We start from the raw sequence: 20,974 nt of genomic DNA on the forward strand, positions 1-20,974 counted from the left end.
TTAGTCGTCTGACTTCTTAATTTCCAATAGACCTGTCGTTTTTCAAGAAGCTGATCATCCATCAGCTTCTTTTTGAATTTTAAACTTAGGTTAAAAAACGGAAAAGTGAGTATTTTCTGAAAAATTAAATAAACATTAAAAAAGTATGGATATAACTATTGAACTGAGTGTATTATGAATACATACAAAATGTATAAATATAAAACGAATATTAGAGAAGTGTTTATTGGTATTCACCTTTTTTTAAATGAAGTCAATAAAGGCTAAGAAAGGAGAGGGGAAATGCATGGCCATCACAATAAAAGATGTGGCACAGCTAGCGAATGTTGCTCCTTCAACAGTTTCTCGAGTGATTGCAAATAATCCTCGGATAAGTGAAAAAACAAAGGTAAGGGTACGTAAGGCGATGACGAAATTAGGATACCATCCAAACTTCATTGCACGTAGTCTTGCCAATCAATCGACCAGGATCATTGGCTTGGTAATGCCAAGTTCGTCAAATGATTATTATCAAAATCCCTTTTTTCCTACGATCCTCCAGGGTCTAAGTGAGGGGGCTCAGGAAAATCATTATTCCCTGTTGTTAAGCACGGGAAAAACAGAAGATGAAATCTACGAAGGAGTAGTGAATATGGTGCAGGGGGGGATGGTGGATGGAATAATCCTGATGTATTCAAGGATGGACGATCACATTCTGACCTATTTGAGGGAAAGGGATTTTCCATTTGTGATCATTGGGAAACCCTATGATTACATCGGGGAGATAACATATGTTGATAACGATAATGTCTTGGCTGCCGAACAGGCAACGGATTACCTCATAAAGCTAGGACATGAAAGGGTTGGATTCATCGGAGGTGATGAATCCCTCATGATGACCATTGATCGCTTATCAGGATATGAACGGGCATTGGAGAGGGCTGGAATCGATCGAAGAATGGAATATACCCTGCATGAAGATTTTTTGCATGAAGGGGGACAAGCCGCTGCAAAAAGGTTACTATCCATCGATGAACCACCTACCGCTTTGGTGGTCAGTGATGATCTCATGGCACTTGGCATCGTGCATTCACTTCGCGAAATGGGCGTGCGCACTCCTGAAGAAATGTCTATCGTCAGCTTCAATAACGTTCTTTTCTCTGAACTGTCATTACCAGCTCTGACCTCCGTAGATATTAATATTTTTGATTTGGGATATCAGGCCGCTAAGGGCATCATTCATATGCTGCAGACTGGAGATGCTCCTGCCGGGACCATCATTCCACATCATTTCGTGGAAAGGCATTCCTGCAGATCGATCAAGCAAGGTGCAATGGCCATGACTTTTTGAATGAGAGGGCATTGCGTAAAAGCAATGCCTTTTTTATCTAGAAATGTACACTGAAACTTTTGAATGCATGTACACCCGTTCCGTGTCTGACCAAATGATTCTCTTTAAGATATTGAATGGCTGCAAGGATTTCTTCAAGGATCTTTGGTTCGAGGCCTAGTTGGTTGTGACCGCCATAGATTTTGGAGACTGCCTTGATCTTTGCGATTTTTTCTAACGAATTAACAAGGTCTTCAGGGCTTGTCGAGGGATAAAAGGCATAAACGGGAGTATCTGAATAAAGCAGGTCGCCAGTAAATAAATAACCTGTTTCATCATCCAAAATTGAAATGTGGCCAGGCGAATGACCAGGTGTATGATAAATGCTTAAACTTCGGTTTCCAAGATCAATCGTGTCCCCGTCCGATAAAAGTCTATCGGGGTACCCCTGGTATGGCTTGTATGTATCAGGATTGAATGAATCGGGTATGGGTAATGTGATATCCCGGGCCATGTTCTTTCTTATTTGTTCCAAGGGCAAACCTTCAATGCCGTTAATCAGCCAATTGGCATCATCACCATGAACATAAATCGTTTCATAATCACCGTGACCCCCAATATGATCCGCATGAACGTGTGTGGTCAGAACGATGATCGGAAGATCGGTAAGCTGGTCTGTAATCCGCTTAATCGAATCGATGCCTAATCCTGTGTCGATTAACGCAGCCCGGGTCTCACCAAGTAATAAAAAGGAATGAACTTTCTCCCAATGACCATATTCACTGATTGCAAACGTTTTTGAGTCCAATCCCTGAACGGTGAACCATGGATCTACAATATTTTTCAAAAATGACTCCACTCCTTCCCAGTCATATATATTCCGCGTTATCCGGAAATATCCTGCCTGAAAGAGTAAAAGCAGTGGATTTCAATTTATGAAATCCACTGCTTTTGGAAAAAAGGTAAGGCCTTATCCGTTAACAACGGTCCCGCCGTTTACATGGATGACTTGTCCGCTGACATAGGATGAATCATCACTTGCCAAATATACATAGGCTGGTGCCAATTCCTCAGGCTGACCTGCACGGCCCATTGGAGTATCCTGTCCGAATTTGGCAACATCTTCTTCGCCGAATGAGGCAGGAATCAGCGGTGTCCAAATCGGGCCTGGAGCCACACCGTTCACTCTGATGCCATCTTTTGAAATGGAGTTCGACAGGGCTCTTGTAAATGCAAGTATTGCACCTTTAGTTGAAGAGTAATCGATTAGTTTTGGGTTGCCCTGATAGGCTGTGATAGAGGTTGTATTAATGATGCTGCTTCCTTTTTTCAGGTGCTTCAATGCAGCTTTAGTTAAGTGGAACATCGAGAAAATATTCGTGCGGAACGTTTTTTCCAATTGTTCAGCTGAAATGTCCAGGATACTTGTCTGCACATGCTGTTCTCCGGCGTTGTTGACTAGAATGTCCAAACCGCCAAATTCATCAACCGTTTTTTTGACGACTTCCTGGCAGAAGGCTTCATCACCGATATCACCGGAAATGAGTAAACATTTCTGGCCTTCTTTTTCGATCAATTCTTTTGTCGCTTTGGCATCCTCGTGTTCATCCAAGTATGCAACTGTCACATTCGCTCCTTCTTTAGCGTAGTAAATGGCAACTGATTTTCCGATTCCGCTGTCCCCTCCCGTTATGATTGCCGTTTTACCTTTTAATTTGCCGCTTCCTTTGTAGGCAGCATTAACTGAATCAGGGTTCGGTTCCATTTTTGTTTCCAATCCAGGTTGATGCTGCTGATGTTGTGGTGGAAATCCTTGTTTGTTCTGATTTTGGTTTTGAGTAGTCAAGATATAAACGCCTCCCATTTAATGATCTACGCTTTTTCTATTCCTTCTTTTAGGAAAAAGAAAACATGGAAAAAATACCCATAAAAATTCGGTTTATGTGTTTTAACTGAAGGGAACATGACTAGTCTTTCCATGTTCAATGAAGGCGATTCATAAGAAATGAGCGCTGATGGGGGCAGTTGAAACAAATGAAAAAAGGCCCACCCAAAGCAGGTGAGGCCATCATAATTAGCGGTAATTTAAGAATTGTACATCAATGGACAGATCAGCGCCCCGAATCGCGGAAATGATTCCTTGTAAATCATCCCGGTTCTTACCGGTAACCCGGATTTGATCATCCTGGATCTGGCTTTTCACTTTAAGGCCGCTATTTTTAATGATGGTATTGATTTTTTTTGCTTGCTCCTTATCGATGCCTTGAATTAACTTGGCCCGTTGGCGAACGGTCCCGCCAGAAGCTCCTTCCAATTTTCCATAATCCAGGTTCTTGACGGGTACGTCACGTTTAATGAGTTTACTGATGAGAACATCCTTCAGCTGTTCGAGCTTATATTCATCGTCGGATACCAAAACCAAGTCTTCTTTATCAATGGTGATGCTGCTTATGCTCCCTTTAAAATCATAGCGTGTCTGTATTTCCTTCATAGCCATGGTAACTGCATTCGTTACCTCTGAAAAGTCTACTTTCGAAACAATATCAAATGAATTTTCCTTTGCCATCACTTACCTCCAGCAGGGTTTATTTCCTTTATTATAGAGAAAGTATGATAGGAAGACAACTATCTAAACGATAATTAAAAAAGCGAGGGGACAAGCCCCGCGCTTCATTTATGGTCCGTTTTCTTTGAATAGGAGTGCTTACCTGCAGTAAGGTTTTCCTGATAAGCGATATTTTTTTCAGCATTTCTCGCTTGGTTATCTTTTGGCCTTTTATTGTCATCGGTTGTTTTGGACATAGTGAAAACTCCCTTCCATTATCTGATCAATATATATTGTTCACAATTATGGAAGGGAGTATGTATGTTTATGATTTCTCAGGGGTATCGTTTAAGAAGAAGAGGGCAATTGTGCCAGGGCCGGCATGCGCGCCGATGACGGAGCCAATTGTATGGATCATGAAGTCGGTTGTCCCGAATTCATTTTGGATGGCTTCCTTCCATTCCAGGGCCGTTGCTTCATCATCACCATGACTGATGGCAATCGTTTGGGTAGTTAAGTTTTTGCCTCTTTCGTGCATTAATTCGATTACACGTTTGATTAATTTCTTTTTGCCGCGTATCTTTTCAAGCGGAACAAGCTTCCCATCTTCAACATGCAATAACGGTTTAATGTTTAATAAACCGCCAACAAGGGCAGATGTCTTGGAGATGCGGCCGCCACGGGCCAGATATTCAAGGTTGTCTACAGTGAATAGATGCTCCATATGCCGGGTTTGGAATTCTATGGCAGCCAGAATTTCTTCTTTAGTGGCACCGTTTGCTGCCAGATCGGCTGCTTTCTTTACAATTAAACCGACGCCCATCGAAGCGCATTTTGTATTGACGATTTCAATGTCAACGTCAGGGTACTCTTCCTTCACCTGATTAAGAATCATGACTGCCGTTTGATATGTTCCTGATAACTCGGAGGAAAAGGCGATATATATCCCTTGTTTTTTCTCTTTGGCAAACTGTGTGAAAAGTTCTATAAAGTATTCTGGAGAAGCTTGCGATGTTTTCGGGGCTTTTCCTTCAAGCATCGCCTGATAGACTTCGTGAGAATTAATGGTAAGTAAATCTTCATAAGTTTCCCCGTCAAGATGGACTTGTAAAGGGATTAATGAAACATTGTTTTCCTTATAGAAAGACAACGGCAAATCACATGCACTATCTGCAAGAATTGTGATAGCCATAATACACCTGCTTTCTTTTTACAATTTTTAGAAAATGAGTGGTCACTCTACTTTTTAGTGTAGCACGTAACGGTAAAAATTCAATCTCTACGTAAATAGAATAAATAATTAAGGGTAAAAAGATAATAGAATAAGGGTGAAATGGAGGTTTTTAGGATGTACAGTGGTGAAATGAAGAAAATTATCATAGTTGTGGTCGGGGCATTGCTTAATGCCATCGCAATGAACTTTTTTCTAATACCGGCAAACGTATATGCAAGCGGATTTACCGGAGTGGCCCAGCTTCTATCGAGGATGATTGGATCTTTTGCTCCTATTAATGTATCGACAGGTATTCTCTTGCTTTTATTGAACATTCCAGTAACGATCATTGCTTGGAGAAAGGTAGGAAAGTCTTTCACTTTTTATAGTTTCCTCAGCGTTGCCTTGATGTCCTTCTTTATGGAAATCATCCCGATTACACGCTGGTCACCTGACATATTATTGAATGCGGTATTTGGCGGAGTCATAGCTGCAGTTGGTGTGGGGATCACCTTGAAATACGGTGCATCGACTGGCGGAATGGATATTATCGCCATGCTTCTTTCACGGAAGAAGGATAAACCTGTAGGGACTTATTTATTTCTGCTGAATGGCGTGATCATTGTAACGGCAGGTGCTGTTTATGGACCGGAAAAAGCTTTGTATACACTTGTTACCCTTTATACATCGACCCGTGTCGTGGACGCGATACATACACGTCATGAAAAGCTTACGGCAATGATCATTACAAAGAAAAGCGAAGAGCTTAAACAGGCAATCCATGCTAAATTGGTCCGCGGAATTACAAGGGTTCCCGCAAAAGGTGCATTCACTAACGAAACTAAGGAAATGTTATTGATTGTCATTACAAGGTATGAACTGTATGACCTTGAAAAGATCATCAAGGAAGTGGATCCACACGCATTCACAAACATCATAGAAACGTCAGGAATTGTTGGGACTTTCCGCAGAGAATGATATTAATGAAAAATCAAGGCCATTACACTTCTATTACAAAAGGAGGTATTTCGGCGTAATAAGTTTATTGCCTCTACAAAACGGCTAATTCTTATATTGTAGCGCCAATTTAAAATCTTATGAAGGAGTGATTAAAATGGCTAACGACGAAAAAATGAGCAGGCAGGAAGCAGGCCGTAAAGGCGGGGAAGCCACTTCTAAAAATCACGACAAGGATTTTTACCGGGAAATTGGGCAAAAGGGCGGAGAAGCCACTTCGGATAATCATGATAAGGAATTCTATCAGGAAATTGGACAAAAGGGCGGGGAAGCCACTGCTGACTCCCATGGTAAAGATTTTTATAAAGAGATCGGTGAAAAAGGCGGTAAGGCAAGAAATAACAATTGATGAAAAACAAAGCAAAAGCCTCCAGGAATCCCTGGAGGCTTTCACATTATTTAGAGTGATTTTCCAGCTCTTGCTGGAGTTCTCGCAATTGTTCTTTTTCAGCCTCGTTCGTATTGGCAAAGGCTGATGAAAGAGCGTTTTTAGCGATTTCCTCTGTCTTATGCTGGTCACCATCATGCTCAGAGTGGAGGGCTTCTTCAACAAATTCCTCTGTTTTATGCTGATCACCGTCATGCTCAGAGTGAAGAGCTTCTTCAACAAATTCCCTAGCCTTTTGAAATAATTTGTTTCCCATTAGAAGCCACCATAGCTTTGTTCAGACATAATTCTTAACCTGTCTTTTTCTGCCTCTTCAAACGTAGTGTGATAAGGGATTTTTTCGGCATGCCTGGCAACACTTTCTTTGCCCTGCTGTACAAATCGTTTAGATTTACTGCTTTTACCCATTCTTATCTCCTCCGATTCTGAGCGTTGTCGACAACGGAATAGATCTGTTGTCCATATTAGTTTGGCTTGAAAGTTGAATATTATGAAGGTAAAAAATGACGAATTAGGCTTTCATATTGAATTTTTCTTCGAGGAAGACGGCTATACCATCTTCTTCATTCGTCAATGTCGTCGTATTTGCTACCGTTTTTACTGGTGAGATCGCATTTCCCATGGCCACCCCGGTTCCCGCATATTCGAGCATTTCCAAATCATTATCTTCATCACCGAAAGCGATTATCCTGTTTTGAGGAATTTCCAGATAGTTGGATACGCGTTTTAGCCCCACGGCTTTACTTAACCCGCTTTTTATTATTTCGATGATATGAAAAGGCTCTGCCCAGCGGCGGTGATCGACCAATTCTGCATGGACATCGGATAGATGCTGGCGAATCTGCCCTACGAATTCACTATCTGTGTGAATCAGCATCGAAGTTGGGGAATCCTGAAGGTAATTGCGTAAATCACCTGTCTTCATGATCGGATTTCCTAGATTGAACATGTTCATCAACTTTTCATCATGATAATGGACATAAACTTCATCCCGGACTTCAGCGATGATGTTATGATATGTAAACTGATCACACGCTTCGACAATTTCTTTCGCAACATTAATATCCAGTGGGTAGTGGTATACCCCCCAGCTTGTATGTAATGGGTGATGGACGAAAGCGCCATTGAAATTAACGATTGGTGTAGTCAGCCCCAGTTCCCGGTAATAAAGTTCACTTGAGCGAAAGGGGCGCCCGGTGGCGATCATAACCTCGTGTCCATCTTCTTTAAGTTTTAGGAGTGTTTTTTTAGTCCTTGAAGAAATTGTTTTGTTATCTGTAAGTAAAGTGCCATCAAGATCCAATACGATTAAATGTTTCTCAGTCATGTACACACCTTCTGTTCTTTTTGATTTCATTATATGCAAATATTGTTAAGCCTATTTTAAAGTAAATGTAAATCTTTTTCATTCTTTATGCATTCCTGTATGATATTACTATATTCAGGATGATGATAATTAAAGCGAAGCTCAAATTTAAAGGTAATGAATTCCATTTTGATAATGGATTGAAAAGACCGGAACAAATTATTCGGAGGGGTTAACTTGATAATAATTGAAAAAGAACGAATTGGACAAATTCCCGTCTTGCACTTAGGGAAACAAACCACTTTCAATCAGGAATTGCCGCTTATTATTTTTATACATGGTTTTCAAAGTGCAAAAGAACATAATCTCCACTATGCTTATTTATTGGCTGAAAAGGGGTTTCGTGTGCTTCTACCCGATGTGATTCATCATGGGGAAAGGGAAGCCGGTTTAAGTGATTCTCAAATGATGCCCCGTTTTTGGGAAATGGTTTTACAAACAATCCAGGATTTATCTTTGCTGAAGGATGATTTATTATCCCGAAAATTGATTGATCCCGACAGAATTGGCGTGGCAGGTACTTCAATGGGGGGAATAGTTACTAATGGGGCCCTTGCTGCATATGAATGGATTTCCGCCGGAGTCAGTTTAATGGGGAACCCATCATATGTCGCGTATGCAGAGCTCCAAATGGAGGAGATTAAGAAAAGGAAAGTTGATTTCCCAGTTACTGATGAGGAAGTTGCGAAGGTGATTCAACAACTCAAGCCATTTGATTTGAGTCTAAATCAGGATAAGCTTTGCGACCGACCGCTTCTTTTTTGGCATGGTGCCAAAGATCCGGTTGTACCTTATCAGCATGCATACCGTTTTTATGAGGGGGTCAAAGCAGGGTATGGCAAGGCAGATGAAAAAATTGATTTTATCCTTGACCCTAAGGCTGGACATAAGGTCAGCAGAGAAGGAGTGCTTAAGACAGCGGACTGGTTCGCGAAACATTTACTGTCTGCTGTGCAAAATGCTTAAGTACTCACTCGAAATCTGTTATGATGCTTATACGGACATAATGATGAAAGCGACAAACTAGAAATTTTCCATAAAAGGAGTGATTGAAGTGGATCAAGATACAAAAGACATTATTCTTGGAGCTTTGGAGCAGGTCATTGACCCTGAGCTTGGTATAGATATCGTTAATTTAGGCTTGGTATATGATGTGGATATGGATGAGGAAGGTCTGACCACCGTTACGATGACATTGACAGCAATGGGCTGTCCGATGGCTGGGACGATCGTCGATCAAGTTAAATTGGTTCTGGAAGATATCCCCGAGGTCAAGGAAACGGACGTGAAGATAGTCTGGAGTCCGCCATGGACGAAAGACAAAATGTCCAGATATGCTAAAATTGCATTAGGTATAAAATAATAACTATGTAATAGAAATGAAAAGCCAGTCAAAAAAAGTGAACCCATTCAAGGAGCCACTTTTTATGGTCTGGTTTTTTTCTAATACTTTCGGCTAGGAGTGGTTAATTGAACAGTCAAATTAAAGATTCATTGGACAGGCCACTAAGGGATTTAAGGATTTCAGTCATAGATCGCTGTAACTTTCGCTGCCAGTATTGCATGCCTGCTGAAATTTTTCACGAGAATTTTCAGTTCCTGCCTAAAAGTGAGCTATTATCTTATGAGGAAATTGTAAGGCTTTCTAAAATCTTCGCAGGCTTAGGGGTAAAAAAACTAAGGTTGACTGGCGGGGAACCATTACTCCGAAGAGATCTTACCACTCTGATTTCAAATCTCGTTAAAATTGAAGGTATTGAAGATATTGGACTGACCACGAATGGGGTCTTCTTGAAAAAACATGCCGTAAATTTGAAGGAAGCTGGTTTGCAGAGGGTGAATATCAGCTTGGACAGCCTCGATGACGATCTTTTCAAGAAGATGAACGGCAGGGATATCGGCATAAAGCCCGTAATTGAAGGCATCGCTGCTGCTAAAGAAGCAGGGCTTGGCGTTAAAGTGAATATGGTAGTCAAAAAAGAAACCAATGAATCTCAAATCCTGCCGATGGCCCGATTTTGTAAAGATGAGGGCCTTCAATTACGCTATATAGAATTCATGGATGTCGGACATACAAATGGCTGGCAGTTAAAGAATGTCATTACGAAAAAAGAACTGCTTGCAATGCTCCAAACCGAATTCGATCTCGAACCGGTTGAAGAAGATTATTTTGGAGAGGTCGCAAAACGCTTCCGCTATAAGGGCACTACTGCAGAAGTAGGCTTCATTACCTCGGTTTCCGAGTCTTTTTGTTCAAGTTGTACACGTGCACGTCTTTCTGCTAATGGAAGTTTATATACATGCCTGTTCAATGGAAAGGGACATGACTTGAAGTCATTGCTCCGTTCAAACATGACCGATGAAGAATTAACAGGGTTCATCATTTCACTTTGGAACCGTAGGGACGACCGCTATTCGGATGAGCGTGCAGCGGGAACGGTGAAGAAACAGGAAAAAATCGAAATGTCATTCATTGGCGGATAATCCGTCCGAATGAAAAATTAAGGGATGGCAGCTATGCCATCCCTTTTTTGTATAGTTGTCAGGACCTGATGCCGGTCAATGGCGAAATCCATGTTTATACTTTTTTTATGCATTTTTATTTAGGATACAGGTAATGAAAATGATTCAATGGTCCTAGGGTTGGATTAGTCTGAAATAAACTCCATTCATTATTAAGATCATTAAGGCTTTATGTATTGCTGCTTTTTATGGAAAAGGATTCAATCGATTGTACAGATTTCTATTGGACAGTTTTCACAGTCGATTTCCTGTTTCAAATAGTCAAAGTCAAGAATCGTAATGCGGCCCTTTTTAATGGAGATGACATTATTTTTCCTTAATTGAGCGAGCATTCGATTGACTACTTCGCGGGATGTGCCGCAAAAATTGGCGAGTTCTTGGTTTGTAAAGGGAAGATTGATAACTTTGCCGTCTTCCGCTTCAGTGCCATAGCTATTTGATAAACGGATGAGGGTGGAGTAAAATGCACCTTTCTTACCGTGCAGGAGCATATCGCGGAATTTAGCCTGATTTTTACGGTTTTGAGCGGATAACCATGTCATCATCTCGACTGCGAGATGGCTATCGGCGGCGATTTTTTCTTCTAATGCTTCTTTGGAAATAACCGCGACAGTACCATCTTCCATCATTTTTGCATTCATCATATATTTAGGATTTTGAGAAAATAAGACTGTCTCCCCAACCAAATCATTCTCCGAACTAATGCGTATAGTTAATTCCCGACCGTCTGGGACAACCTTACTCACTTCTACTTTCCCATTTATAATGTAATACAAATCACTTGCTGGGGTGCTCTCATGAAAAAGGTAGCGCCCTTTTTCCATATGTTTAATTTGTTGTTTATTATCTAAAATTGCTTGCATCCGATTGGATAACGATAATTCATTCATGCATATGACCACCTTTCAGAAACCGTCATTACTCAATTACTACCTTTGATTTAAACGGAAAAAACCCTAGTAGTCAACAGCTTTGGATAATTCTAGTAATTTTGTTGGATAATATTTCATTTAAAATTCATGTTTATAATTTTATAAAAATACATTTGATTTTATTTTTATTCAGTCTTATAATAATAGAATCAAAGATTGACAGAGGGACCTGAAATTATAGGAGATGGTTTTATGAACGTATCAATAGTAGGTGCAACGGGTTATGGAGGAATGGAACTAATAAGGTTTTTGAATAATCATCCGCAATTTAAAATAAAATCATTGCATACTTCATCCCAATTTGGTCGAAATTTATATGAAGAAAATGCACATTTAATGCATATGAAAGATACATTAGAAGAAATTGACCCGGAAGCGATTGCAAAAAAATCCGATATTGTATTTCTTGCAACTCCTTCGGGCGTTTCATCGCAATTGATTTCGGAATTTTCTGACCTCGATATTAAAGTGATCGACCTATCAGGAGACCTTAGGCTTCAAACTCCAGGTGAATACGAAAACTGGTATAAAAAGCCGGCAGCGCCTCAGCATATTATTGAAGAAGCTGTATACGGATTGGCTGAATGGAATGCCGGAGCTATAAAAAAAGCGACGATCATTGCAAATCCTGGGTGTTACCCAACCGCATCACTATTAGGTCTTGCCCCTTTATTCACTGAAGGATTGGCCGGTGCGGATGCCGATGTGATCATCGATGCAAAATCCGGGGTTTCAGGGGCGGGTAAATCACCTTCCGCAGTCACCCATTTTAGTGAAATGAATGAGAACTTTAAGATATATAAGGTGAATCAACATCAACACATACCGGAAATCGAGCAACAGCTTGGGCGATGGTCATCAGGTTTACAGCCCATTTCCTTCAATACCCATCTTGTCCCAATGACAAGAGGGATTATGGCAACGATGTATATAAAGGTAAATCGGGAAACCTCAAATGTTGAATTAAAGGATTTGTACGAAACGGTTTACGAGAGACACCCATTTGTCCGAGTACAGCCCCTTGATCGCTTTCCATCCACGAAACAAGTATACGGATCGAACTTTTGCGACATTGGCGTCGATTATGATGAAAGAACAGGTAAGGTAACGGTGGTTTCGGTTATTGATAATTTAGTGAAGGGTGCCGCAGGGCAGGCCATTCAAAATGCAAATATATTAATGGGACTAGAAGAAACGGCAGGACTATGGAACAGTCCGTTATATCCGTAAACTATGGAGGGAACCAATGAATACACTACAGCCAGTTGAAGAAATCAAACAAATTAAAGAAGGAAACATTTTAATGCCCCAAGGGTTCAAAGCGTCAGGTGTCCATGCAGGATTACGCTATTCTAAAAAGGACGTTGGCATCATTTTTACCGATGTCCCAGCATCAGCCGCGGCCGTTTATACACAAAATGTCGTTCAAGCCGCTCCAATCAATGTAACGAAAGACAGTATTGCCGTTACTGGAAAACTTCACGGCATTGTAGTGAATAGTGCTTGTGCGAATGCTTGTACAGGTGAACAAGGTTTAAAAGATGCAAATGAAATGAGGAAGCTTGCGGCTCAAAAGTTCGGTTTGGAGGACCATTCATTTGCAGTGGCTTCAACGGGAGTCATAGGGGAATTCATGGAAATGGAGAAAGTAAGAAACGGCATAGAGGCATTGCAGCCAGAAAATACACCTGAAGCTGCTGAAGCTTTCGGTACCGCCATTTTAACAACGGATATTGTAACGAAGAGTTGTGGTTATGAAACAATCATCGACGGTAAAACCGTGAAAATGGGCGGTGCTGCCAAGGGTTCGGGAATGATTCATCCGAACATGGCCACAATGCTAGGTTTCATTACGACGGATGCCGTCATTGAACCACATGATTTACAGCAAGCATTATCCTCGATTACCAATGATACATTCAATCAAATCACGGTTGATGGCGACTGTTCAACGAACGACATGGTGTTAGTGCTCGCGAATGGAGAAGCGAACAATGAACCTTTGACACCTGACCATCCAGAATGGTCCATCTTCCTGGAATTATTAAAACAAACTTCCGAAAACCTCGCCAAACAAATTGCGAAAGACGGAGAAGGTGCGACTAAACTGATAGAAGTGAATGTTCATGGCATGCATACGAAACAAGATTCACAGATGATGGCGAAGACGATCGTCGGTTCAAATCTTGTGAAAACTGCAGCTTTTGGAGCGGATGCAAACTGGGGACGAATCATAGCTGCAATGGGAAGAAGCGGAGTGGGATTCAATCCGGATCAAACAACAATCGTTTTTGGTGATATCGTCGTACTTAAAGACGGTGAGCCGATTATGTTTTCTGAGGAAGAAGCCAAAGCATACTTGGAAAATGAAAGTATCATCATTCATGTTTATTTGAAAGATGGTAATGAATCAGGCACGGCATGGGGCTGCGATTTAACCTATGATTATGTGAAAATAAACGGAAGCTATCGTTCGTAAGAGGTGAAAAGTATGAACATATTAGTCATAAAGTGCGGCGGCAGCATCATCAATGAGTTATCGGAGTCGTTTTTCAATAGTATTAAAGAGTTACAAAACCGCGGATACCATATTGTCTTTGTGCATGGGGGCGGCCCTGATATAAATTCAATGCTTGAAAAGTTTGAAATTGAACCAGTATTTGAAGATGGGTTAAGAAAAACGACCACAGAAGTGCTGGGAATTGTGGAACTTATGCTGGCAGGAAAATCGAACCGCAGCCTCGTTCATAAATTGGAAGCCCATGGCATCAAGGCAGTCGGTTTAAATGGCTCGGACGGCGGAATTCTCACAGGTGATTATATCGATGAACAGAAACTTGGGGCTGTTGGTGAAATACAACAAGTCAATACGGAATTATTTGGACTTTTATTCGAAAAAGGCTATTGTCCGGTATTGACGCCCATCTCATCTACCGAAGAGGGCAATAAACTAAATGTGAATGCCGATATGGCTGCCGGGTCTGTAGCTAAGGCACTATCGGCTGACATGTGTTTATTTGTGACCGATGTTCAAGGGGTCTTGAAGAATGGGCAGATCATTGAGAAATTGAATGAAACGGAAACGAAGAATTTGATCATGGATGGAAGTATCCATGGCGGAATGATCCCGAAAGTCAATACAGCCTTGTCGGTGCTGAATAAAGGGATTGAAGAAGTGATGATCGTTAGTGGGAAAGATCATTTTTATCAAGGCGGACAATTCATCGGTACAAAATTTCTTCAGGAAGAAGGGGTATTTCAATGAGTTTTTTATTTCCTACATACGCTAGGTGGGACATTGAGCCAAGAAAAGCGTCAGGATTGAAGATTACGAGTGAAACAGGTAAAGAATATCTGGATTTCACATCCGGAATCGGGGTTTTGAATCTTGGACATTGCCATGAGTTGGTAAAAATGGCCGTGACGGAACAACTTAATAAATATTGGCATGTATCGAACATGTTTCAAAGTTCCATACAGGAACGGACAGCAAAAATGCTGGCTGATGCCTCTGGTTTAAGTCAGGTGTTCTTTGCCAACAGCGGTGCCGAGGCGAATGAGGCAGCCATCAAACTAGCACGTAAAGCTACCGGGAAAAGCAAGATTGTCACGTGTCAGCAGTCTTTCCATGGCCGTACGTTTGCAACGATGGCTGCAACGGGACAGGAAAAAATCAAGACTGGTTTCGGACCGATGCTAGCTTCGTTCGAATATGTCCCATTTAATGATCAAGATGCCATGAAAGCGGCCATCGATGAAAATACGGCAGCTGTAATGATTGAAATCGTTCAAGGAGAAGGCGGCATCCATGTTGTACAGCAATCATATCTGGACGCGATTCAAACTAAATGCCAAGAACACGGAGCTCTCCTTATCATAGATGAAATTCAGACTGGGATAGGACGTACAGGAAAGCCATTTGCATTCCAGCATTTCAATATCCTGCCGGACATCATCACTTCGGCAAAGGGGTTGGGAAATGGCCTGCCAATCGGGGCGATGATTGGGAAGGAAGAGTTGTCTGTATTCTTTGACCCTGGAAGTCATGGATCCACTTTTGGAGGGAATCCAGTTAGTGTCTCAGCAGCCGAAGCTGTATTAAAGGAAATTTTCCAATCAGGGTTTTTAAAAGAAACCGTTAAAAAGGCGGAATACCTTGAGAGCGAATTGGCAAAAGCATTGAAAGGCATCGAAGAAGTGAAAGAGATTCGCGGTCTGGGAATGATGGTCGGAATTGAATGTAAACAAGATGTTCAGGTGTTTTTAATGGAATTGCAAGAAGAGGGCTTACTTGTATTGAGTGCAGGTCCTAAAGTACTTCGTTTACTTCCATCCCTGACTGTTTCCGAATCGGAGATCGATACGGCGATAAATAAAATTAGAAAAGTATTGGCAATAAAACAAACTGTCTAAATTAATTGAATTTTTATAGAATAAAATGAATAATTATGCTATTGTATATATAAATATACATCATCTAAAGAGGTGAAAATCATGAAAAGCTATCTACATTTAGAGAATGGTTCCGTCTTTGAAGGGGAACTGCTGACTACATCGACTGAAAAAACAATCGCTGGAGAGATTGTCTTTTTTACAGGAATGACCGGATATCAAGAAGTGTTGACAGATCCTTCATATAAGGACCAAATTGTCATCTTCACATACCCACTAATCGGAAATTACGGAATCAATGAACATGATTTTGAAAGTAAAAAGCCGCATGTTGCCGGTGTGATTGTATATGAAGGAAATATGAGCCATTCCCATTATCAGGCTAAATATTCAATTGGTGAATATTTAGACAAATGGAACATTCCTCTTTTAAGCCATGTGGACACAAGAGCGGTCGTTAAGAATATAAGACAGGAAGGTTCCATGCAGGCAGTCATCACAGCTGATGAAAAATACACTGTCGTACCCAGCCTGAATGGTTTATCAGCACATGTAGCTGAGGTATCCACAAAGGTTGTCGAGAAATTTGGTGAAGGCGGCAAGCACGTTGTGATGATCGATTTCGGTTATAAAAAATCAATCTTGGATTCATTGGTCGCCCAAGGCTGCCGAGTCTCTGTCGTACCATTCGATACGGAATTCGAGCAAATCAAGGACTTGAAGCCAGATGGTATTTTGCTTTCAAATGGGCCTGGGGATCCAAAACAGCTTGAATACCTTTTAGGAAACATAAAAAAGATCATTACGAGTTTTCCAACGATGGGCATCTGCCTCGGTCATCAATTAACGGCCCTTGCCTTAGGTGGAAATACAAAAAAAATGCTGTTTGGACATCGTGGTGCGAATCAGCCCGTGGTCGATTTGAAAACGAAACAGGTGTATATGAGTTCGCAGAATCATAGTTATGAGGTTGATGAACCGAGCTTGCAAGGAACATCGCTTCAAGTGAGATTCAGAAACGTGAATGATAACACGGTTGAGGGACTCATGCATGAAGACTTGCCAATCTTCACTACCCAGTACCACCCAGAGGCAAATCCAGGACCTATCGAGAGTTCATTACTATTCAAAGACTTTTTACAAATGATAAATGATTATAGCGGGAGAGAAAAAGCTTATGCCTAAGGACGACACGATACACACCATTTTAGTGATTGGTTCGGGGCCGATTGTCATCGGGCAGGCCGCCGAATTCGATTATGCAGGTACACAGGCCTGCCTCGCTTTAAAGGAAGAAGGGTATAAAGTCATACTGGTCAATAACAATCCGGCAACGATCATGACTGATGATATGAATGCGGATGCTGTTTATTTCGAACCTTTAACGGTTGATGTACTGGAAAAGATCATTTCCAAAGAAAAGCCGGATGGCCTGCTAGCTACATTAGGCGGTCAAACAGGATTGAACCTAGCTTATCAGTTGGATGATGCTGGAATACTTGAAAAATATAAGGTCAAATTATTGGGAACTCCGATCGACTCCATCAAAAAAGGGGAGGATCGTGAGCTGTTCCGTGAGTTGATGTTTGAAATAGGTGAACCCGTTCCCGACAGTACGATTGTCCATACTCTTGATGAAGCGCTGGCTTTTGCCGACAAAATCGGTTTCCCCATCATCGTTCGTCCCGCTTATACACTCGGCGGAACTGGCGGCGGTATTGCTGATTCACCGGAAACCTTTAAGGAACTTGTACGGGGCGGACTGCAAGAAAGTCCAATTACACAATGCTTGATTGAAAGAAGCATAGCTGGATTTAAGGAAGTCGAATATGAGGTTATGCGAGATGGCAACAATACGTGCATCACTATCTGTAATATGGAAAATATCGATCCGGTAGGGATCCATACAGGTGATTCGATCGTCGTGGCACCATCACAGACTTTATCGGACGATGAGTTTCAGATGCTGCGTGCCGCATCCATTAAAATCATCTCTGCTTTAGGGATCATAGGCGGATGTAACATTCAATTTGCACTTGATCCGAATAGCAAGCAATATTATTTAATAGAAGTGAACCCGCGCGTCAGCCGTTCATCGGCACTAGCCTCAAAAGCAACAGGTTATCCCATAGCCCGCATAGCGGCAAAGCTCGCTGTCGGCTACGATTTATCGGAGCTCATCAATCCTGTAACGAAAAGCACATATTCAAGCTTCGAACCTGCGCTTGACTATGTAGCGGTGAAGTTCCCGAGGTGGCCATTCGATAAATTCACGACCGCCGACCGCAAATTGGGAACACAGATGAAGGCAACTGGTGAAGTCATGGCTTTACACCGCAGCTTTGAGGGGGGAGTCCAAAAGGCCGTCGATTCTTTGGAATTGAAAACGATTGGGCTGCAGCTATCATCACTGAAAAGTAAAACCGTTCCTGAACTTTGGGGAAAGCTTGCCGAAAAATCGGATGAACGAATCTTTGTCATTTTTGAAATGCTCAGAAAAGGCGTGACGATTGAAGAAATTCATGAAGCGACAGCCATAGATTATTTCTTCCTTAAATCCTTTGCTTCATTGGTCCAAAGCGAAATGGAGATTGAAGCTAAGGCAATCGATCATGTAACAAGGGAAGAACTTCAGTCATACAAGGAAAAGGGCTTTTCAGACCGCTATCTTGCTTCCGTATGGAAAGTAAATGAGATGGAAGTGAGAGCGCACAGGAAATCACTAAGTGTTACGGCGGTCTACAAAACGGTTGATACATGTGCAGCCGAGTTCGAATCACATACAAACTATCACTATTCAACATATTTTGGTGAGAACGAACAGCAAAAAACGGATAAAAAGAAAGTCTTGATGATTGGCAGCGGCCCGATCCGCATCGGACAGGGAATAGAGTTTGATTACTGTTCAGTTCACGGTGTTTATGCACTCCAGGATGAAAATGTTGAAACGATCATGATCAATAATAATCCGGAAACGGTAAGCACGGATTTTGCGACAGCAGATCGCCTTTATTTCGAACCGTTGACCCTTGAATATGTTCTTAATGTGATAGAAGCGGAAGACATAAAAGATGTTATCGTCCAATTTGGCGGGCAGACTGCGATAAACCTTGCTAAAGGCCTTGAAGAATACGGTGTCAATTTGTTGGGGACATCCTTCGATACACTTGATCAATTAGAAGATCGTGATCGTTTTTATCAGCTTCTTCAAAAACTTGATATCCCCCATGTACCAGGTTCAATGGCTAATGGAGAAGAACAATTAATTTCCCGGGCAGAGGCCATCGGCTTTCCGGTACTCTTACGCCCATCCTATGTAATTGGCGGCCAGGGAATGGAAATCATCGGCTCTAAAGAAAGCTTGTTGAATAGAATGGCTAATGGAACGGCACTAGTCTATCCCGTGTTGATCGATTCCTATATTCCAGGGAAGGAAGCCGAAATCGATTTGATTGCTGATGGAAATGATGTTTATATTCCCATCATTGCCGAACATATAGAAAAAGCAGGCGTCCATTCAGGAGATAGCATGGCCTTATTGCCAGCTCAATCCTTAACGGATGATATTAAAGATAAAATGACCCATTATGCTAAAAAACTAGTTAGTGAACTTGGTTATAAAGGTCTTATGAACATCCAATTCGTGATCGAAGGAAATAGTGTATATGTATTGGAAGTGAATCCTCGTGCAAGCCGAACAATTCCAATCATCAGTAAAGTGACCGATGTAGCTTTGGTGCAAATAGCGACAAAAATATTGCTTGGGAAATATTCATTGTCGAATGCTTTCGAAAAAACGGGCTTAATGGATGAAATTCCATATGCAGTTGTCAAATATCCCGTATTCTCTACTTTTGCACTAAGCGGACTTGATTCGAAGGTAGGTCCGGAAATGAAATCAACAGGTGAAGGAATCGCCATCGGGGAAACGGTAAATGAAGCGTTGACAAAAGTGTTCCATGCTCAAAAAGCTAATCATACCACAGGCGTTTATCAATCAGAATCAGTTCAATTAAGTGAAGACCTGTTAGTGCAAATCAAAGAAGCAGGTTTGACATTGGGGAATTCAGATTTTGATGAATGGTTAAATGAAGGAAATGCGGCGGTCGTTTTGGCATATGGAACAACGGAGGAAGATAAGCAGCTAAGGTTACTTGCAGCGAAATACCGACTGCTTGCTTTTACGGAAGAAGAGACGTTCAAGGCCTATCTGCAATCGGTGGAGAATGCCGATCCAGGGGTTACCTCGCTTCAGGAATGGCTTATACCATATTCGAAAGGAGTGTCACACGTATGAGTTCAATGACGGCACCGACACAAGCGAAGATTTTAAATGGAAAAGATTTTTTGACCATGAAAGAGTCCACACCAACGGCAATTGCAGATTTGTTAAAGCTAGCGCAGACCATTAAAGGCAAATTGCAAGCAGGTGAAGAATATACGCCTTTAAAAGGGAAAACGCTGGGGATGATATTTGAAAAATCGTCTACCCGTACCCGTGTTTCTTTTGAAGTGGGCATGATGCAACTTGGCGGGCACGCTTTGTTCCTAAGTGGCAATGACTTGCAAATTGGACGTGGTGAAACGATTTCCGATACTGCAAAAGTTCTTTCTGAATACATTGATGGCATCATGATTCGTACCTTCGAGCATGAAAAAATCCTGGAATTGTCAGAGAATGCTTCTATCCCAGTCATCAATGGGTTAACAGATCTTGCCCATCCTTGTCAGGTACTTGCAGACTTCTTGACAATCATCGAGATAAAAGGGCTGTTAAAAGGCTTGAAGATGAGTTATATCGGTGATGGCAATAATGTTGCGAATTCATTGATGGTAGGCTGTGCAAAAATGGGAATGGATTTTTCCATTGGGTGTCCTGACGCCTACAAACCTGATGAAAAGGTCGTCGCCTATGCTAAAAAAGTGGCAGAAGAGACTGGCAGTGAAATTTTGGTGACAACCTCAGCTTCGGAGGCCATAAAAGATGCGGATATCGTCTATTCGGATGTTTGGACTTCCATGGGGCAGGAAATCGAGAATGGTATCCGCTTAGAAGCTTTTAAAGATTATCAAATTAATGGTGAGCTAGTAAAACTTGCTAAAGAAGATTATTTATTCATGCATTGCCTGCCTGCACATCGGGAGGAAGAGGTTACGGCTGAAGTCATCGATGGTCCTAATTCCGTCGTTTTCCACCAAGCCGGAAATCGCCTTCATGCCCAAAAGGCGGTCCTGGTGGACTTAATGTCTTAACCAAAAAAGCTTACTTCAGAGAGCAGTCACTCAGTT

At 41.6% G+C, this 20,974-nt stretch carries 21 protein-coding genes and 1 pseudogene; 13 read left to right on the forward strand and 9 right to left on the reverse strand.

Going from position 1 to position 20,974, the window contains the following annotated elements:
• Nucleotides 1-286: 286 nt before the first annotated feature.
• Nucleotides 287-1,330 (forward strand): LacI family DNA-binding transcriptional regulator, encoded by a 1,044-nt coding sequence (locus OTG27_RS07725; RefSeq protein ID WP_268936651.1) that lies wholly within the window; start codon nt 287-289, stop codon nt 1,328-1,330.
• 37 nt (nt 1,331-1,367) lie between these two features.
• On the opposite strand, the gene OTG27_RS07730 is transcribed toward OTG27_RS07725, so the two are convergent.
• The 5 genes from OTG27_RS07730 to OTG27_RS07750 form a co-directional block, all read right to left on the reverse strand.
• Complete coding sequence (locus OTG27_RS07730; RefSeq protein WP_268936678.1) at nt 1,368-2,147, reverse strand: MBL fold metallo-hydrolase; 780 nt, start codon at nt 2,145-2,147, stop codon at nt 1,368-1,370.
• 132 nt (nt 2,148-2,279) lie between these two features.
• The gene (locus OTG27_RS07735) at nt 2,280-3,155 is read right to left on the reverse strand and encodes an SDR family oxidoreductase (RefSeq protein ID WP_372464620.1); all 876 of its coding nucleotides are present in this window, start codon (nt 3,153-3,155) and stop codon (nt 2,280-2,282) included.
• A gap of 228 nt (nt 3,156-3,383) precedes the next feature.
• Complete coding sequence (locus OTG27_RS07740) at nt 3,384-3,875, reverse strand: YajQ family cyclic di-GMP-binding protein (RefSeq protein ID WP_034314577.1); 492 nt, start codon at nt 3,873-3,875, stop codon at nt 3,384-3,386.
• Nucleotides 3,876-3,979: 104 nt separating this feature from the next.
• Nucleotides 3,980-4,111: a DUF3941 domain-containing protein gene (locus OTG27_RS07745; RefSeq protein ID WP_082196697.1), complete on the reverse strand. Its 132-nt coding sequence runs from the start codon at nt 4,109-4,111 to the stop codon at nt 3,980-3,982.
• 68 nt (nt 4,112-4,179) lie between these two features.
• Nucleotides 4,180-5,046 carry a DegV family protein gene (locus OTG27_RS07750; protein WP_063577078.1) on the reverse strand — a complete coding sequence of 289 codons (867 nt, stop codon included), beginning with the start codon at nt 5,044-5,046 and terminating at the stop codon, nt 4,180-4,182.
• Nucleotides 5,047-5,202: 156 nt separating this feature from the next.
• Here OTG27_RS07750 and OTG27_RS07755 point away from each other — a divergent pair, with 156 nt between their 5' ends.
• Complete coding sequence (locus OTG27_RS07755; protein WP_034314573.1) at nt 5,203-6,045, forward strand: YitT family protein; 843 nt, start codon at nt 5,203-5,205, stop codon at nt 6,043-6,045.
• Between the two features lie 136 nt (nt 6,046-6,181).
• A pseudogene (locus tag OTG27_RS07760) lies at nt 6,182-6,430 on the forward strand (KGG domain-containing protein); the annotation flags it as partial.
• A 49-nt stretch (nt 6,431-6,479) separates the two neighbouring features.
• Here OTG27_RS07760 and OTG27_RS07765 read toward each other — a convergent pair.
• From OTG27_RS07765 to OTG27_RS07775, 3 genes are all read right to left on the reverse strand, one after another.
• Nucleotides 6,480-6,728 (reverse strand): DUF3813 domain-containing protein, encoded by a 249-nt coding sequence (locus OTG27_RS07765; RefSeq protein ID WP_057275840.1) that lies wholly within the window; start codon nt 6,726-6,728, stop codon nt 6,480-6,482.
• Complete coding sequence (locus tag OTG27_RS07770) at nt 6,728-6,880, reverse strand: hypothetical protein (RefSeq protein ID WP_164468789.1); 153 nt, start codon at nt 6,878-6,880, stop codon at nt 6,728-6,730. The genes OTG27_RS07765 and OTG27_RS07770 overlap by 1 nt, the downstream gene beginning before the upstream one ends.
• A 103-nt stretch (nt 6,881-6,983) precedes the next feature.
• The gene (locus OTG27_RS07775; RefSeq protein WP_268936652.1) at nt 6,984-7,799 is read right to left on the reverse strand and encodes a Cof-type HAD-IIB family hydrolase; all 816 of its coding nucleotides are present in this window, start codon (nt 7,797-7,799) and stop codon (nt 6,984-6,986) included.
• Nucleotides 7,800-8,015: 216 nt separating this feature from the next.
• On the opposite strand from OTG27_RS07775, the gene OTG27_RS07780 reads away from it, so the two are divergent.
• The 3 genes from OTG27_RS07780 (at nt 8,016) to moaA (ending at nt 10,322) form a co-directional block, all read left to right on the forward strand.
• The gene (locus OTG27_RS07780; protein WP_057275842.1) at nt 8,016-8,804 is read left to right on the forward strand and encodes an alpha/beta fold hydrolase; all 789 of its coding nucleotides are present in this window, start codon (nt 8,016-8,018) and stop codon (nt 8,802-8,804) included.
• 88 nt (nt 8,805-8,892) lie between these two features.
• Complete coding sequence (locus tag OTG27_RS07785) at nt 8,893-9,201, forward strand: metal-sulfur cluster assembly factor (RefSeq protein WP_034314562.1); 309 nt, start codon at nt 8,893-8,895, stop codon at nt 9,199-9,201.
• A gap of 107 nt (nt 9,202-9,308) precedes the next feature.
• On the forward strand, nt 9,309-10,322 hold the full coding sequence (moaA, locus tag OTG27_RS07790) for a GTP 3',8-cyclase MoaA (RefSeq protein ID WP_063577075.1): 1,014 nt from the start codon (nt 9,309-9,311) through the stop codon (nt 10,320-10,322).
• Nucleotides 10,323-10,561: 239 nt separating this feature from the next.
• Here moaA and OTG27_RS07795 read toward each other — a convergent pair whose 3' ends face one another.
• On the reverse strand, nt 10,562-11,251 hold the full coding sequence (locus OTG27_RS07795) for a Crp/Fnr family transcriptional regulator (RefSeq protein WP_063577074.1): 690 nt from the start codon (nt 11,249-11,251) through the stop codon (nt 10,562-10,564).
• 234 nt (nt 11,252-11,485) lie between these two features.
• On the opposite strand from OTG27_RS07795, the gene argC reads away from it, so the two are divergent.
• The 7 genes from argC (at nt 11,486) to argF (ending at nt 20,938) form a co-directional block, all read left to right on the forward strand.
• Nucleotides 11,486-12,523: an N-acetyl-gamma-glutamyl-phosphate reductase gene (gene argC, locus OTG27_RS07800; RefSeq protein WP_268936653.1), complete on the forward strand. Its 1,038-nt coding sequence runs from the start codon at nt 11,486-11,488 to the stop codon at nt 12,521-12,523.
• A 16-nt stretch (nt 12,524-12,539) separates the two neighbouring features.
• Nucleotides 12,540-13,772: a bifunctional ornithine acetyltransferase/N-acetylglutamate synthase gene (gene argJ / locus OTG27_RS07805; RefSeq protein WP_268936654.1), complete on the forward strand. Its 1,233-nt coding sequence runs from the start codon at nt 12,540-12,542 to the stop codon at nt 13,770-13,772.
• 12 nt (nt 13,773-13,784) lie between these two features.
• The gene (argB, locus tag OTG27_RS07810) at nt 13,785-14,558 is read left to right on the forward strand and encodes an acetylglutamate kinase (protein ID WP_268936655.1); all 774 of its coding nucleotides are present in this window, start codon (nt 13,785-13,787) and stop codon (nt 14,556-14,558) included.
• Nucleotides 14,555-15,706: an acetylornithine transaminase gene (locus tag OTG27_RS07815; RefSeq protein ID WP_268936656.1), complete on the forward strand. Its 1,152-nt coding sequence runs from the start codon at nt 14,555-14,557 to the stop codon at nt 15,704-15,706. Before argB ends, OTG27_RS07815 begins: the two co-directional genes overlap by 4 nt.
• Before the next feature lie 81 nt (nt 15,707-15,787).
• Nucleotides 15,788-16,870, forward strand: a complete 1,083-nt coding sequence (locus OTG27_RS07820; protein WP_191929125.1) for a carbamoyl phosphate synthase small subunit — start codon at nt 15,788-15,790, stop codon at nt 16,868-16,870.
• A complete protein-coding gene (locus OTG27_RS07825) occupies nt 16,863-19,982 on the forward strand; it encodes a carbamoyl-phosphate synthase (glutamine-hydrolyzing) large subunit (RefSeq protein WP_268936657.1) in 3,120 nt (1,039 codons plus the stop codon). The genes OTG27_RS07820 and OTG27_RS07825 overlap by 8 nt, the downstream gene beginning before the upstream one ends.
• Nucleotides 19,979-20,938, forward strand: coding sequence for an ornithine carbamoyltransferase (gene argF, locus OTG27_RS07830; RefSeq protein ID WP_268590599.1), 960 nt, complete (start codon nt 19,979-19,981; stop codon nt 20,936-20,938). Before OTG27_RS07825 ends, argF begins: the two co-directional genes overlap by 4 nt.
• The last annotated feature ends 36 nt before the right edge of the window (nt 20,939-20,974 follow it).

It is taken from the genome of Peribacillus sp. AS_2 (assembly GCF_026891895.1).
GTDB classification, from domain to species: domain Bacteria; phylum Bacillota; class Bacilli; order Bacillales; family DSM-1321; genus Peribacillus; species Peribacillus frigoritolerans.